Below are 14,721 nucleotides of genomic sequence, written 5' to 3' on the forward strand. Positions count from 1 at the left end.
TATTGATTTAATCCTGAATTTGGACTGGAGCAAATCAAGATAACAAAATTCCATCCTCTCTGATTCGTTAGAGAGAGGATGGTATAGAATGCTTGATGTTTCGTGCTATGGAGTTTAAAGATTCAATTAATTATCTAATTTCAAATAAAATCGTCTGATTAAATAATCAATTGATAATTTCCCTGGCCCGGTACATAAGAGCATTAAAATCATGATTCCCCATTGCATATGATCGGTAAGGCCAACGGCACCGTCTGGTGTCCACAGAAATTTATAAGAGAAAACAGCAAATAAGTTAAATAGAAAAAGTCCAAATAAAACGAGCCTGGATCCAAGTCCTAATGTAATCAATATAGGAAAGCCCAGTTCACAAGCTGTTCCCAGATACGCGGCAAAAGTAGGCGACATAACGGGAACCATGTATTCGTTTTGGAATAAAGAAAGAGTAGCCTGCCAATTACTGATTTTGGTTAAGCCAGATAGAAAAAAAACCTGGGCCAGATAAAGGCGGGTTAAAAGGATAAAAATTGGGGCAAGGAAATCAAAAATTTTATCAGCCAGCAGATAGGTTTTTGCTATAAGTGCTTTCATATAGCCTCCAGTGAAAAATGATTAATCCATTGATAACGAAGCGCCTTGGTTAGAGTGTCGCCAATTTTTTCTTCGCTAATCCATTTACTTAATTCTGTTACCACTTTTTGCCATGGTGTCTGTTTTCCAGAGGATAAGAGTTCCAGAAAAATATATTCCTCCTCACTAATTAGCATAATACAAGGTAAATCATTATGCTGATAAATAACAACTTTTTCAGGGCAACCTGATATTTGTATTTGTTTATCCTGCTGAAAATAGTTCATAGCCCAAATTTGGTAAATAGGGTATTGAGAATCAAGTATTTTTAAATTGGGAGTCAGATGAAAACATAAAGCTTGAAAACTAATCTCGTCTAGGCAAGCAAAAGATTCAAAATCAAAAGATTTGGCCGGTGAGGCAAGTTTTAATGTGTGCCAATGCCATTCAATAAAGCATAACTCCTGCAAATAAGGCAGCTCTTTAGCAGGTTCAAAATTCGCAATAAATTGAGGAAGGCTATCTCCGTACTGATTAATGTCATATTGAGTGGATTCGCAATTATTGATATAGCGATGCAATAAAGCGTACCAGAAGTTTTCCCCGACCAAACGCATACAGAGAGGAAAAGTTGATTTCAAATGATTAAATAAAGTAGCATGGTGGCTTTCCATGTAGACACTAATACCATCAAAATTGGATCGAGCGAACCTGTTTTTTAAGGGGCTTGATAGTGCCTCCTCTTTGAATTGTGCTATCCATTCCTTTTGAATTGTTTCAAGCAGAGTATTACGCATAATGATTCATACTCCTTTCTGCCACACACTTTATTATGGTTTTTGCTTTACACATTTCTTCATACAGGAGTGAAAAGTCTGGCAAGTCATTATCCCACTCGATAACTGTTGGCGTGTTTATAAAGAGATTTTGAGCCTTTTCATAAAGTTGCCAAACGTCTTGGTATACTTTATCACTATGACTATCCAGCAAATATCCCTCTTGTTTTGAAAATCCCCCAAGATGCATCTGCCATACGTTTTTGGTATTCATCGAATGAAGATACTTATCCGGGTCATCACCATGATTATACCAATTCACGTATAAATTATTGATATCCAATAAGATACCACAACCTGTAGCAGTGCTTAACTCATTGAGAAACTCGGCTTCAGATAATGTATTTTGTCGATAAGTGACGTACCTTGATACGTTCTCGTACATTATTGGCTGGTTTAGGTATTCCTGAACGCGGTTTGTTTTTTCAATAATGAATGAGAGCGTTTCTTCAGTATAGGGAAACGGTATCAATTCATGGGTAAAAAATTGATTGGCATGGGTCCAGCATAAATGATCTGATATTAGCTTGGAGTTTAAACAATGCGCCAAATCTTTTATTTGCCGCAAATATTGATAATCAGGTTCAGAGGATGTGGCGATAGATAAGCCAACGCTGTGTAAACTCACTGGATAAAATTCTGCAATCTTGAGCAATTGTTTAAATTGAACTCCCGATTGTTTCATATAGTTATCAGCCAGGACTTCAAAATAATCAACTGTGGGCTGTTCCTTTAAAATATCGTCGATGTGTTCAAGCCGCAATCCAATGCCTGAACATCCAGAATAAGGCGCGGCTTGATCGATAGAATGATTTGAATACATTCTAATTAGCTTTTAACTGTGCCGTTAACCAGCTTTTCACAAGTACCTTTGGGCAGATAAATCCAGTCAGTTGTTGAACCATCTGTTTTAGATTGGCCAGCACAGGCATGTTGAGCTGTACCACAATCATTTTTTCCAGCTTTGGCCACGCCTTGGCATTTTTCCATATCATTTGGAGTATCTGCATTAGCAGGTATGGTAGCCATTGAAAGTCCAGCAGCCATCACGGCAGCCATTGTTATTTTAGAAATATTATTCATGATACCTATCCTTTGTTATATGTGATTAATCCATATGTTATTTAATAAACCCCTTGCCTAACCGGGCTCTTTCATTGTATTCCTGCATGCAAACACAGCTCCTCAAAATGCTTGTTTCTTGCTCTAAAAAATTAATCAGGTTAGGCAAGAGGTCTAATAAAATAACGTAGTTAGTATAGTACCATTTTTCGATTTGTGACAGGACATCAACTTATTTCTCAAAGATGGAAAAATATTTAACATGGTTTGTTTTTATTCCAAATAGGATAGAAAACATTTCTTGCATCTTTGCCTTATACTTAATAAATCACAGCAAAAGGAAGAGGAGTATTGTATCATGGCAAAGGATACCAAAATGATTAATCTTGCTTTACAAGGAGGTGGTGCTCATGGTGCTCTTGCCTGGGGTATTATTGACAGACTTCTTGAAGATGGTCGTATTAATTTTGATGCCATTTCTGCAACGAGTGCTGGTGCTATGAATGCTGCTGTACTTGCCTATGGATTTGCAACCGGTGGAAAGGAGGGGGCTCGAGAAGCTCTGCATCAATTTTGGAAAATGGTGAGTGATGCCGGGCAGATATATAACCCACTTAAAAAAACTCCTTTGGAAGAACTATTGGGCATAGGTATTGAAAATTCTATGTCCTTTTTTATGTTTGATTTGATGACCAAAATTCTTTCTCCCTATCAATTTAATCCCTTAAACTTTAACCCACTTAAGGAAATATTAGAGAAAATTGTAGATTTTGAAAAAATTAAATCCTGTAAAAGCATTAAAATATTTATCTCAGCTACTAATGTTCGCACAGGTAAAATCAATGTATTTGATAATAAGAAAATTTCTGCTGATGCGGTTATGGCCTCTGCTTGCCTGCCTTTCATGTTTCAGGCAGTGAATATTGGCGAGGATTATTTTTGGGATGGTGGTTATATGGGGAATCCAGCTATTTTCCCTCTGATTTATAATTCCGAGTGCAGGGATATTTTAATTCTTCATATCAATCCTATTTATAGAGAGCATGTCCCGGATACTGCAGCCGAAATTCTAAATCGAGTGAATGAGATCAGTTTTAATTCTTCATTAATGCGGGAAATGCGGGCGATCGCTTTTGTTACCAAATTGATAGACAGTGGTTGGATTAAGGATGAATACAAAAACAACCTCAGGAAACTTTATTTACATGCCATTCGCGCAGATGTATCAATGGAATCCGCCTCAGTAGCCAGTAAGCTTAACCCCGAGTGGTCTTTTATTAGTCATCTTTATGAAGAAGGGCGCAAAAAGGGAGAAGAATGGTTGAAGAGTAATTTTAAACATCTTGGAAAAGTGACCACTATTGATCTGGATGAATATTTATAATTTTATTATCAGAATGATAGTCCACAACATAATTTGAAATTTGCAGCTATAATTAAATCCAAAGTTATTAGAAATACAAAGATATTTTAAAAACTTTCTTGAAAGGGATTTTGATATGCAGCAAGAAGATCAGGCACAGATACCTCAAAACAGTCGTTCGTTTTCAAGAAACACGGCGAGGTGTTTCGACACTTTTATGGACACTGTTGACTTTCTTGGCCGGATTGGATGGCCTGTTATTGATTTGGCATTTCGAATATGGATAGCCCAGCAATTATTAGTTTCCGCAATACTTCTAACCAACCACTGGGATACTGCTGTCTATTTAGCTAAAAATGAATACCCGGTTCCATGGCTATCACCTGAATGGGAAGCTTTGTTAGGCATATTGGCGCAGTTTGTAGGGGGGATTTCCCTGCTTTTGGGTTTGTTTACCCGATGCGGGGCGGCATTTATTGTTGGATTCGCTGTCATGACTCAAGTCTATTACCAGCCTATCGATCTTAATTTGCTTTGGATTGCATTAATGTTGGGTTATGTGTTGCGAGGCCCAGGTCCACTTTCTCTTGATAATTTGTTTGAGCATGGGTTTAGTCGCAGCCCTTTGCCGTTTGCCATGTTGATTGTGACATTTGTAGATAGAACAAGAGAATTTTTTTCAAGTTTGTATTTATTTTCTTTACGTATGTGGTTAATGATTTCACTTTTACTCATCAATCAACACATACAGCTCATTTCTTCTGATGCGCTGCCGCTATTGATGCCATGGTTGCCATTAAATTCAGCCTCTATCGTTTTTAATAATGTTTCACTATTCATGGCTATTTTTTTGGGACTTGGCTTAGCGACTCGAGTTGTTGCAATTTTTGGATTAATTGTTGTTCTTTTGAGTTTTACGCCCGGAGTAACCGGTTTTTATTTATACTGGATGATGGTGATGGCTATTTTATTTATTTCGGGTCCTGGGATCTTGTCATTGGATCATTTGATCTTTCATGCTTTGAAGAAACATTATCCTCAGCTTTCTGGAAAACCGGCGTTTAGCCTTGATGGTTTGCCACGAGTAGTCATTATAGGTGCAGGTTTTGGAGGGATTGCTTGTGCTAAGGCACTACGTCATATGCCAGTCAAGATTACTTTGATTGATAGACACAATTATCATCTTTTTCAACCTTTTTTATACCAGATTGCTACTGGAAGTTTATCACCAGCCGATATTGCTATTTCGATTCGCTCTATATTTTTAGAACAATTTAATGCGGAAATATTATTGGGTAATGTAACAGATATTAATAAAGAGGAACGTTTTGTTATAGCTGATAATTTCACAATTCCATATGATTATCTGGTAATCGCTACAGGAGCAACGCACAGTTATTTTGGAAAGGACAGTTGGGCCCCTTATGCTCCCGGGTTAAAAACAATTAACGATGGAACTTCTGTTCGAAGCCGTATAATAAAGTCGTTTGAACTGGCCGAAATCGCTGAAAGTGACGAAGAACGCAAGCAATTTTTAAATTTTGTCATTGTAGGCGCCGGGCCTACTGGAGTGGAACTTGCAGGAGCCATAGCAGAACTGGCTCGATTTGGGATAGTAAAGGAGTTTCGTCATTTTGACCCGGCATCAGCAAATATCATACTGGTTCAGGCAGCACCGCGGATTTTACCCACCTTTTCAGAACAAATATCGCAAAAAGCGCAGCGCTATTTAGAAAGCATGGGGGTTAAAGTTTTAGTGAATAGCATGGTTGAGCAAATTGATAGCGATGGTGTGATTATTAATAAGGAAAGAATTTATTCAAAATCAGTTTTTTGGGCAGCAGGTGTTGCTGCTTCCCCTGCATCAAAATGGCTTCAGCTCGAAGCTGATCCTGCGGGTCGCGTGAAAGTGAATGATGATCTCACCGTAGCCGGCTATTCTAATATTTTTGCTATTGGGGATACAGCTGCTTCGAATGCCTGGAATGGCAAGCCGGTTCCTGGTATTGCTCCTGCTGCAAAACAGGGCGGTGCTTATGTAGCAAAAGTCATATCCAAAAGAATTTATAATAACAATTCAAGATACAAACCATTTAAATATATTCATTATGGTAGCTTGGCTACAGTGGGTCGTAAAGCGGCTGTTGCAGAATTTGATCGTTTCAAAATCAGTGGGGAACTGGCATGGTGGTTTTGGGGGGGAGTCCATGTCTTTTTCCTGGTTGGCTCTCGAAATCGTTTAAGTGTCATTTTAAATTGGCTTTGGTCTTATTACACTTTTCGCGCCAATAATTTGCTGATTACCGATGATTCATTGAATAAAAAAAATAAATCAGGGACGAGCGAGGTTTAGGGCTCATTGAAGATAATAAGGAAATACAAAGGGAGTGATTAATGGACAAGTATCTTTCAGCAAATTCTCTAGAAGGGGTTATCGATAATGAATTTAGCATGCCAGCTCCACGTTGGTTAAATACTTACCCGGCTGGCCCATATCGGTTTATTAATCGTGAATTTTTTATTATTGCTTATGAAACCGATCCGGATCTTTTGCAAGCTATTTTACCTCCTGATATGGAATTATTGGAGCCGGTAGTCAAATTTGAATTTATACGTATGCCTGATTCAACAGGATTTGGTGATTACACCGAGTCAGGGCAAGTGGTCCCTGTGAGATATAAAGGAGAAGAGGGCGGATTTACCATTTCAATGTTTCTTGATTGCCATGCTCCTATTGCTGGTGGCCGAGAAATATGGGGTTTTCCAAAGAAGCTGGCCAAACCCAAATTGTTTGTTGAAGAAGACACGCTCATTGGCATTCTTAAGTATGGGAGTATTGATATTGCCATCGCAACTATGGGATATAAACATCGTCCGCTGGACGCGGAAAAGGTATTGGAATCCGTTAAAAAGCCTGTATTTTTACTTAAAAACATTCCTAATGTAGATGGAACTCCTCTAGTGAATCAGTTGACCAAGACTTATTTGACTGATATTACAGTGAAAGGAGCATGGACCGGGCCAGGTAGCTTGGAGCTTCATCCTCATGCACTGGCTCCTATCTCTAATCTTTATATTAAAAAAATTGTATCCGTTTCACATTTTATTACTGATTTGACCTTACCGTATGGAAAGGTTGTTGCCGATTATCTGGCCTAAAATAAAAAGCGATTCCTAAAAATGGCAGGAAAATCATATGAATAAACGTCCGATACAAAACACGGCCGTCATTGCAGCTGCTTTGGGAGCTGCTCTTGCTTCTATATACACCTATACAGATTGGCTTTCGTCAGATGACATCACAGTAAAAAGAGAGCGTTGCTATAATGTGGTAAGAGCGGGCAAAAATGATTGCGCTACTTCCCAGCATTCTTGTGCTGCGCAATCAACGGCTGATCGTGACCCTGAAGCATTTATCATGTTACCTAAAGGGTTATGCGAACGCATAGTGGGGGGAAGGAGTGGATAGTTACTCTAAGTTACCGCTTCGCATCAGGAAAGAGATAGAAGCCCAACAATACACTGGTGAACTATTGGTTGCCGGCGTCCAGTTGGGTGTCATTGTATTATTAAGCATTATCAATATATTTTCTTCAGCTGGCTATTCGCCTGGCGCGCCGGTGCAATCTTCATCCCTGGGCTTGTGGCTATTTGCTATTTTGATATTACTAAGGCTGTGGTTTGTCTATACTAATCAATTAAATCCAATATTCTTGGGATTTTTTATAGTTGCCGAAATGGCTTTGTTATTATTTATTATTTGGACTTATTATTTGCAGTTCGAAACCACACCTACCATTAATCTTAAAAATCCGCATATTAACTATGTTTATGTTTTAATTGCTTTGCGCGCGCTTCGATTTGAACCAGTATGGGTAATTCTCTCTGGCCTCACTGCAGCTATTGGCTGGGGAATTATTACCTGGCAAACTTTATCCAGTTCAGGTATGAATGTCATTACATGGGATTATGTGACATTCGCGTCAACTCGGAGTGTCTATCTGGGAGCTGTATTTGATGTCATATTGTCCGTTCTCCTGGTTACAGCCATCATTGCCTTGGTATTGACGCGTGCGAAACACACTCTTTTTCAAGCAGTAGAACAAACTAGCGCCGCAAAAGATTTATCACGTTTTTTTGATACAAGTGTGGTCGAAAAGATAACAACATCTGAAAAGTCATTGCAAGCTGGGTATGGCGAGCTTCGTCAGGCTGCAATTATGTTCATTGATATGCGAGGATTTACCAAAGCATCAGTGAAACTGTCCCCGAGTGAACTAATCGGACTGCTAGCTGAATATCAGCGCTTACTGGTTCCGATTATTCAAAAGAATAATGGGAGCATTGATAAATTCATGGGGGATGGTATTTTGGCAAGTTTCGGTGCTGTGACCCCTTCAAATACTTATGCGGCAGATGCATTAAGGACTGTGGATGAAATTGTCGCATCGGTAGACGTATGGAGTGAAAATCGCCGTAAAAAAGAACAGATAGTGGTCGGTGTAGGAATTGGTCTTGCTTCAGGTGAAGTAGTAGTTGGTGTGATTGGTTATGAAAATCGTTTGGAATACACTGTAATTGGTGAAGCCGCCAATTTAGCTGCAAAGCTTGAAAAACATAATAAGGAAGAAAAAACCCAGGCTTTGACTACCCGGGATACTTTTTTAGAAGCGGTAAAACAAGGTTATGAGGACAAAATAACTAAAAAGGAATTGAATGCAAGAAATGTAGGTGGTGTGGGAGAACCATTGGATTTAGTGGTTTTGGCAAAATAACCCATGCTGCTCTTCACCCTCATTCAGGACAGTTGTTAGTGTGAGTCAAATGATAATTAGGATTAATAAAAGAATCTTCCAATAATTCATTTCTTAATAAAAATTGTAATGCACTGAGCAAATCAAAATCGGGATTATTTTCCAGAGTATTTTCGTATGCGAACCCAAGTGAGGCCCCCGCTTTGATGTGGCATAAAAAGTGGAACAAATCGTGAGTAATCCAATGAATCACTGTTTGATTTTTTTGACGAGATATCACTGCGTAACTTGGTATTTGTTGAAAATCAATAGAACCTGTTTCCATGGGATTTTCTATCAGATCAAAAATACTTTTTAAGTAATAAGAGGATGAGTATAAAAACACGGAAGGATTAAATAGCAAAATTAATTTTTCTACTCGATCATTTAGGTGTTTTTGCAGTTTCTGGGGATCAAAAACAATACAATCCCGTGAGCAATAGCTTAAATGCTTTAACCATTCTATTTCTGCGATATCTTTCAAATAAAGAAGATGACTAACGGTTGGATTATTTTTTAAAAACAGAGGAAATTTTTCCCCCCAATCATCCAAACAATTGGTTGTTGGCAAATTATTTTTATCCTGGATAAAGTGTAATGCCAAACCATCCGCACATCCTTTGCCAACCAATTTCCAAATGGCTGGAAAAGTCATTTCCAGGGAATGCCGCAGATTCTGCAAAATGGTATTACGATAAATGTCGAAACGGAATTGATTAGAAATCTCGTCAGGGCAAAAATACTCAAAAATGGCAGTATCTTGTTGATTGAATACTGTGTTCAGAAAAAATTCCTGTATTTGTTTCATTCTAGGCATAACAGGCAGACTTCCTGGCTTCATTTAATAAAGTATCCAACGAGGGAATTTCTGTATCCCATTCTAACAAAGTGGGAACAAGGCCTGTATAATGTATTGCATATCGATACAAATCCCATACCTCGGGACACACATAATTATTATGTGTGTCTATCCGCAAGAAATTCGTATTGTCCTGATAGACAATGGAATGGCCCGCCAAATGAATTTCTTGTACTGCTTCATGCGGGATTCTTTGGATATATTGATAAGGATCTCGTTTGTTATTAGAACAGGAAACATAGATATTATTTATATCCAATAAGAGCCTGGCTTCAGTACGCTTGATTATTTCTGCTAAAAAATCGGGCTCTGAATACGATGAAGTCTGATATTCCAAATAAGAAGCGGGGTTTTCTATTAATAAGGTTCTCTTTAAATAATTTTGTACTCTATCAATATTATTGCTAATAATGGTCAAACTTTCCTCATTATAGGGAATAGGTAATAGATCGGGTAAATAGGTGTTTCCGATGGTACTCCAGGACAAATGATCAGAAAGCAAAGCTGGTTGAAAGCGGTCAATGAGAGTTTTAATGCGATTTAAATGCGCTATACAGACTCCCTCTGCAGACCCTAAAGATAATCCGACTCCATGAAAGCTAAGTGGATAATGTTGACTGATAGAATCTAGAAGCTCTAGTAAAGGCCCACCCTCGGCCAAGAAATTTTCTGTATGTACTTCCAGCCAATCAATATCAGGCTTTTCCTCTAATATTTGGGCATAATGTGGTGCTCTTAGGCCAATACCTGTCATAGTACCATTTATGATTTTATGCATGATGTTTCTTCATCTTAAATTGGTATGAGCTTGCTCCGTAACGCATTAATGTACTCTTGAGAGGTTTCGAACGCAATGGTCTTGGAGAAAGCTGTTTTCAATGGGCATTTTAAATCATAAATGTTTTTTAATTCAGTGTAAAAATTAACCGCAATATTGAGTATTTAAGCACTTTATGAGATAATATGTATTTATTTCACAACTGGCAATTTTAAAAATTGTCTCCATGTTGTAGAAGTAACAACATGTCTTGCTCATGTTTTTAGGGAGTGTCTTATGAGTCAAAATTGGCCTACCAGAGATAAAGATTTGCAAACGGCGCGAGTCATAATGGAAGAGTATGCTAATGAACGTGATAGTGATTCATTAGGTCTTTTCGAGATTGTCGTTGATCAAAATGAAAAACGCATGAATTTCCGTTTATCTGGTTGGGTAGTTATTTTGGCAAAACATTTTACTTCTTTATATGGAGTTAGTCAGGGTGATTACGTTACCAGGCAGGTGATTAGCCGCTGCATTACTCAAGGTCAAACTCTGCATTAAAAGTGAGAGATCAGACACCTACCTGGAGCGGCTGTATTTGGTCCAGGTAGGATGATAGTTAAACATAAAAGCACTAACCTATTACGTATTAAAACAATTATTTAGTTATTGATGAATTTTTAAGGGCAATTTTTGCAGCAATTGCCAAACATTGAACTCTTAAAAATTCATCATGTATTTGTTGTAATTTTCCTTGTATTTTTCTGAACGCTGGTATTCTATTAATGCGTCATTAAGCGATTTGAGTAATTCAGCATTTTCCCGATTTACTGCAATGCCCAAACCATAACCAACCAGCATGGGACTACCAACCACCAGAAGCCTTCCGGACGAATTAGCAGACCAGTATAAGGCAGCAGGATTATCCATCAGAACAAAATCAACTTCATTTGCATTTAAGGCCTCAAGCATCTCTTCCGTTCTGTCAAATTCGACTATCACAGGGTCTATTATCCCCATCCTCCTGATTTCTTGGCTAAACACCGTATTTTCTTCTACACCGATTCGTTTACCTTTTAAGAGCATTAAATTAAACGGTTGATGAGTGTTGTGTATATTATTTGTAAGAAATCTGGAGTAACTCAATAAATAGGGCATACTGAAATTAACCAGGCTTGCGCGTTCTGAAGTAATAGATATGGCGCTGATCGCTGCATCAACTTGTTTGTTAATCAGAGCAGGAATTAATTGTCTGAATCTCATGACTCGAAAATTACATTGGCGTTTCATTATCTTACACAGCTCTGTCATGGTTGCGATGTCATAACCAAAGAGTTCATTATTGGTTCCTTGCATGATAAAGGGAGGGTAAAAGCCTCCTACACCTACTATTAAAGGTACAGGCTCGTTTTGAGCGTGGAGAGGTGAAACTAGAAAAAGGAAAGAAAGCAATAATCCCTGAATAAATTTCATTGGTATCTTCACTAAAATATTATTAGAGTCTTTTATAAGAGTATAACGTCCAATAGGAGTTTTAAAGTATTAAATGTAAAATTAATTGATTAATCCTATGATATGTTTAGGTTTTTATATTAAGAATAGTATATTTTATGTCTCCACAAAGCGATATTGAAACATTGATTTCTACAAAATCCTGGTTGATTGAAAAATATGTTGCTCCTTTGCACCATCCATTGAGAGAAAGTGCCGAAAAGTTGATATTGGTAAGTGACTATGCCAGCAGACAAATTAAATTATTGGTCTCTCTTTTAGAAAGTGATTCCTGCTGTTTCTTATGGTCTCGCGAAAGCTATTTTTATGCCATTCAGCAAATCAGCCTGGAATTATCTCAAGCCCAGTATATGCAGGAATTGCGTCGGTTTCGTCATACCCATTTTTTGCGGTTATTATTACTTGAAATAGCCGGTTTGGCTTCTACTCAAGAGGTTATGCAATCCTGGTCTGATCTGGCAGACTCTATCATCTTGCATACTTTAAAATATATTGGATTTACCTTGTTGAGTCGTTACGGGGTTCCCAGAAACAGTGAGGGTAAAGAGATTCAATTATATGCTCTTGCCATGGGGAAACTTGGGGGAAGAGAACTTAATTATTCATCCGATATTGATTTGATTTTTGCCTTCAATGAAGTTGGCTGCACTGATGGTGAGGAGCAGATTACCAATCAGCATTATTTTAGCAAGATGGTGCAAACATTTGTTCATTTATTACAGAGTGTAACGCCTGATGGTTTTGTATTTAGAGTGGATTTAAGATTACGACCTAATGGAGATAGTGGTCCTTTGGTTTCCAGTTTTGCAGCTATGGAAACCTATTACCAGGAACAGGGACGTGATTGGGAACGTTATGCCATGGTTAAAGCGCGAGTTATTGCTGAGTCTTTGAATGAACCATTTCCATGGTTTGAGCGTTTAATCATCCCATTTGTTTACAGGAGGTATGTAGACTTTGGAGTGATAGAATCCCTGCGAGGGATGAAGGCAATGATCGAGCGTGAGGTGCAACTTAACCCCTTATTGAATGATATTAAACGAGGCCGGGGTGGTATTAGGGAAATAGAATTTATTATTCAGAATATTCAATTAATTCGCGGAGGCAGATTACCTCAATTGCAAGTTCAAAATGCCATGTTAGCGCTGGCTGTGATAAAAAAGGAAAAATTACTACCCAGGTGTGATGCTTTAAAACAAGCGTATCTTTTTTTGAGAAAATTGGAAAATATTCTACAGAGTTTGAACGATCAACAAACCCATTCTCTACCTGAAGACCAGTTAAAAAAAGTGCAGATAGTTTATGCCATGGGATTCACTGACTGGGAACAATTTTTCAATAAATTACAACAATATCAACGAATTGTTAGTAATTTCTTTCATTCCATTCTTGGCAAGGTTGATGATTATGAAGACGAAAAGAGATTGTTAAACAATCAATTATTTAGCCTTTGGCAAGGTCATGTTGAAAGTAATATGGCAGTGAATTTATTGATTAGTTTAGGGTATGAAAACGCACAACATTGTTACCAAATGCTCCATGCTTTTCGACATGGGCCACGGTGCAGAAGATTATCACAGGGCGCTCGCATTCGCCTTGATCGTTTCATGGTTTTATTACTTACAGAATTGGCTTACTGCCCTAAAACGGATGAGGTTTTATTACAAGTAATTCATTTGCTTGAAAATATTGTGGGGCGAAGTGCTTACCTGGCTTTACTCACTGAAAACCCGCATGCGCTAAGAGAATTATTATTTTGGTTTGTGAATAGTCCTTTTATTTCTTCCCTGTTTGTTAGCCAACCTTTTTTGTTGGAAATCTTGTTGGAACAGGAAAAGGATTGGCATCCTGATTCATTATCCCAAATGGAACAGACAATAGCTGAAAAATTAGAGCATACTAATGATATGGAAGTGCATGAGGAAATCCTGCGTCAGTTTAAATTAACGAATTGGATGGTGGCTGCCAGAGCGGAATTGTATGGATTATGTGACGCTGTGCGCATAGGGAAATTTCTATCTGATGTGGCGCAAGTCATTGTCAGTCAAGTTTTAATTATTGCAAGCAAACAGTTATGTGGCCGTCACCCTGAAATGGCTCAAATTCAATCACGATTTGCCATTATTGCTTATGGAAAACTGGGCAGTCGAGAGATGAGTTATGCGTCTGATCTCGATTTGGTCTTTTTACATTCTGCCAAACCATCTGAAGAAGCTTTAGTGACCCGATTAACACAAAAAATATTGCATATGCTGACTACTCGTACTCAAATGGGGGTTTTGTATCACGTTGATACTCGTTTAAGACCCTCCGGTGCTGCAGGCTTGTTAGTCAGTCATGTGGATGCTTTTGTTGAGTATCAAAAAACACAAGCTTGGACATGGGAACATCAAGCTTTGTTAAAGGCGAGGATATTATCGGGAAATTTAAAAATCAAAAATCAGTTTTCCCAACTAAAAAAATCAGTCCTGTTGCTAGAGAGAGATAGTAAATTATTGCAAAGGGACGTATTAACCATGCGATCTAAAATCGATCAATTTCAAGAGTCAGATGAAGTAAAGCTAGCTCGGGGGGGATTATTGGATCTGGAATTTTTGGTTCAATTTCTTATATTGAATCTTAGGGATCCCAAATTTTCAAGTTATACCAATACACTAAGCCAACTTAAGCATTTATTTTTATCGAACGTATTAACGAAATCTCAATTCACAACTTTAAAGAAAGCTTATCAGTATTTTCATTATTTGATGCATCAGAAAATTGTACAGCCAGATGTTATTAATGATGACGAAATGCAAAACGCAGTGTCTTCAGTTTGCAAAGATCTTTATCGATATTAGATTGTGTTTAGATAGCACTCCCCGAAAATGAATCCTACAGACTTGCAAAACCCCCAATCTCGTCGTTAAAAAATGTTTTTAATTCGGTCATTTAGTTTATCTAAAATCCCTCATTAAAAACATTTT

Annotated in this window: 14 protein-coding genes; 7 read left to right on the forward strand and 7 right to left on the reverse strand. The window is 37.9% G+C overall.

Going from position 1 to position 14,721, the window contains the following annotated elements:
* Positions 1–126: 126 nt before the first annotated feature.
* The 4 genes from LPG_RS03300 to LPG_RS03315 are packed head-to-tail and all read right to left on the reverse strand — an operon-like array spanning position 127 to position 2,489.
* Positions 127–591: a DoxX family protein gene (locus LPG_RS03300; RefSeq protein ID WP_010946402.1), complete on the reverse strand. Its 465-nt coding sequence runs from the start codon at positions 589–591 to the stop codon at positions 127–129.
* Positions 588–1,367: an HvfC/BufC family peptide modification chaperone gene (locus LPG_RS03305; RefSeq protein WP_010946403.1), complete on the reverse strand. Its 780-nt coding sequence runs from the start codon at positions 1,365–1,367 to the stop codon at positions 588–590. The genes LPG_RS03300 and LPG_RS03305 overlap by 4 nt, the downstream gene beginning before the upstream one ends.
* Complete coding sequence (locus LPG_RS03310) at positions 1,360–2,229, reverse strand: MNIO family bufferin maturase (RefSeq protein ID WP_010946404.1); 870 nt, start codon at positions 2,227–2,229, stop codon at positions 1,360–1,362. Before LPG_RS03310 ends, LPG_RS03305 begins: the two co-directional genes overlap by 8 nt.
* A 5-nt stretch (positions 2,230–2,234) precedes the next feature.
* Positions 2,235–2,489: a BufA1 family periplasmic bufferin-type metallophore gene (locus tag LPG_RS03315; protein WP_010946406.1), complete on the reverse strand. Its 255-nt coding sequence runs from the start codon at positions 2,487–2,489 to the stop codon at positions 2,235–2,237.
* A 337-nt stretch (positions 2,490–2,826) separates the two neighbouring features.
* On the opposite strand from LPG_RS03315, the gene LPG_RS03320 reads away from it, so the two are divergent.
* From LPG_RS03320 to LPG_RS03340, 5 genes are all read left to right on the forward strand, one after another.
* On the forward strand, positions 2,827–3,852 hold the full coding sequence (locus tag LPG_RS03320; protein ID WP_011213256.1) for a patatin-like phospholipase family protein: 1,026 nt from the start codon (positions 2,827–2,829) through the stop codon (positions 3,850–3,852).
* 115 nt (positions 3,853–3,967) lie between these two features.
* Positions 3,968–6,184: an FAD-dependent oxidoreductase gene (locus LPG_RS03325; RefSeq protein ID WP_010946408.1), complete on the forward strand. Its 2,217-nt coding sequence runs from the start codon at positions 3,968–3,970 to the stop codon at positions 6,182–6,184.
* 41 nt (positions 6,185–6,225) lie between these two features.
* Positions 6,226–6,990: an acetoacetate decarboxylase gene (locus LPG_RS03330; RefSeq protein ID WP_010946409.1), complete on the forward strand. Its 765-nt coding sequence runs from the start codon at positions 6,226–6,228 to the stop codon at positions 6,988–6,990.
* 37 nt (positions 6,991–7,027) lie between these two features.
* Positions 7,028–7,300, forward strand: coding sequence for a BufA1 family periplasmic bufferin-type metallophore (locus LPG_RS03335; protein WP_010946410.1), 273 nt, complete (start codon positions 7,028–7,030; stop codon positions 7,298–7,300).
* Entirely contained in the window at positions 7,293–8,606 is a 1,314-nt protein-coding gene (locus LPG_RS03340) for an adenylate/guanylate cyclase domain-containing protein (RefSeq protein WP_010946411.1), read from the forward strand. The genes LPG_RS03335 and LPG_RS03340 overlap by 8 nt, the downstream gene beginning before the upstream one ends.
* 19 nt (positions 8,607–8,625) lie before the next feature.
* Here the strand turns inward: LPG_RS03340 and LPG_RS03345 are convergent, their stop codons facing one another.
* Positions 8,626–9,441 carry an HvfC/BufC N-terminal domain-containing protein gene (locus LPG_RS03345; RefSeq protein ID WP_025862510.1) on the reverse strand — a complete coding sequence of 272 codons (816 nt, stop codon included), beginning with the start codon at positions 9,439–9,441 and terminating at the stop codon, positions 8,626–8,628.
* Positions 9,434–10,261, reverse strand: coding sequence for an MNIO family bufferin maturase (locus LPG_RS03350; RefSeq protein ID WP_010946413.1), 828 nt, complete (start codon positions 10,259–10,261; stop codon positions 9,434–9,436). Before LPG_RS03350 ends, LPG_RS03345 begins: the two co-directional genes overlap by 8 nt.
* Before the next feature lie 276 nt (positions 10,262–10,537).
* Here LPG_RS03350 and LPG_RS03355 point away from each other — a divergent pair, with 276 nt between their 5' ends.
* Complete coding sequence (locus tag LPG_RS03355) at positions 10,538–10,804, forward strand: hypothetical protein (protein ID WP_010946414.1); 267 nt, start codon at positions 10,538–10,540, stop codon at positions 10,802–10,804.
* Between the two features lie 159 nt (positions 10,805–10,963).
* Here LPG_RS03355 and LPG_RS03360 read toward each other — a convergent pair whose 3' ends face one another.
* Complete coding sequence (locus LPG_RS03360; protein WP_025862512.1) at positions 10,964–11,716, reverse strand: transporter substrate-binding domain-containing protein; 753 nt, start codon at positions 11,714–11,716, stop codon at positions 10,964–10,966.
* 137 nt (positions 11,717–11,853) lie between these two features.
* On the opposite strand from LPG_RS03360, the gene glnE reads away from it, so the two are divergent.
* Positions 11,854–14,595 (forward strand): bifunctional [glutamate--ammonia ligase]-adenylyl-L-tyrosine phosphorylase/[glutamate--ammonia-ligase] adenylyltransferase, encoded by a 2,742-nt coding sequence (gene glnE, locus LPG_RS03365; RefSeq protein WP_010946416.1) that lies wholly within the window; start codon positions 11,854–11,856, stop codon positions 14,593–14,595.
* Positions 14,596–14,721: the final 126 nt, after the last annotated feature.

It is taken from the genome of Legionella pneumophila subsp. pneumophila str. Philadelphia 1, from assembly GCF_000008485.1.
In the GTDB taxonomy this organism is placed as follows: domain Bacteria; phylum Pseudomonadota; class Gammaproteobacteria; order Legionellales; family Legionellaceae; genus Legionella; species Legionella pneumophila.

Bases quoted from the DNA above. Each gene is read 5' to 3' on its own strand.
- LPG_RS03300 (WP_010946402.1), bottom strand. From the start codon at position 591: ATGAAAGCACTTATAGCAAAAACCTATCTGCTGGCTGATAAAATTTTT.
- LPG_RS03305 (WP_010946403.1), bottom strand. From the start codon at position 1,367: ATGCGTAATACTCTGCTTGAAACAATTCAAAAGGAATGGATAGCACAA.
- LPG_RS03310 (WP_010946404.1), bottom strand. From the start codon at position 2,229: ATGTATTCAAATCATTCTATCGATCAAGCCGCGCCTTATTCTGGATGT.
- LPG_RS03315 (WP_010946406.1), bottom strand. From the start codon at position 2,489: ATGAATAATATTTCTAAAATAACAATGGCTGCCGTGATGGCTGCTGGA.
- LPG_RS03320 (WP_011213256.1), top strand. From the start codon at position 2,827: ATGGCAAAGGATACCAAAATGATTAATCTTGCTTTACAAGGAGGTGGT.
- LPG_RS03325 (WP_010946408.1), top strand. From the start codon at position 3,968: ATGCAGCAAGAAGATCAGGCACAGATACCTCAAAACAGTCGTTCGTTT.
- LPG_RS03330 (WP_010946409.1), top strand. From the start codon at position 6,226: ATGGACAAGTATCTTTCAGCAAATTCTCTAGAAGGGGTTATCGATAAT.
- LPG_RS03335 (WP_010946410.1), top strand. From the start codon at position 7,028: ATGAATAAACGTCCGATACAAAACACGGCCGTCATTGCAGCTGCTTTG.
- LPG_RS03345 (WP_025862510.1), bottom strand. From the start codon at position 9,441: ATGCCTAGAATGAAACAAATACAGGAATTTTTTCTGAACACAGTATTC.
- LPG_RS03350 (WP_010946413.1), bottom strand. From the start codon at position 10,261: ATGCATAAAATCATAAATGGTACTATGACAGGTATTGGCCTAAGAGCA.
- LPG_RS03355 (WP_010946414.1), top strand. From the start codon at position 10,538: ATGAGTCAAAATTGGCCTACCAGAGATAAAGATTTGCAAACGGCGCGA.
- LPG_RS03360 (WP_025862512.1), bottom strand. From the start codon at position 11,716: ATGAAATTTATTCAGGGATTATTGCTTTCTTTCCTTTTTCTAGTTTCA.
- glnE (WP_010946416.1), top strand. From the start codon at position 11,854: ATGTCTCCACAAAGCGATATTGAAACATTGATTTCTACAAAATCCTGG.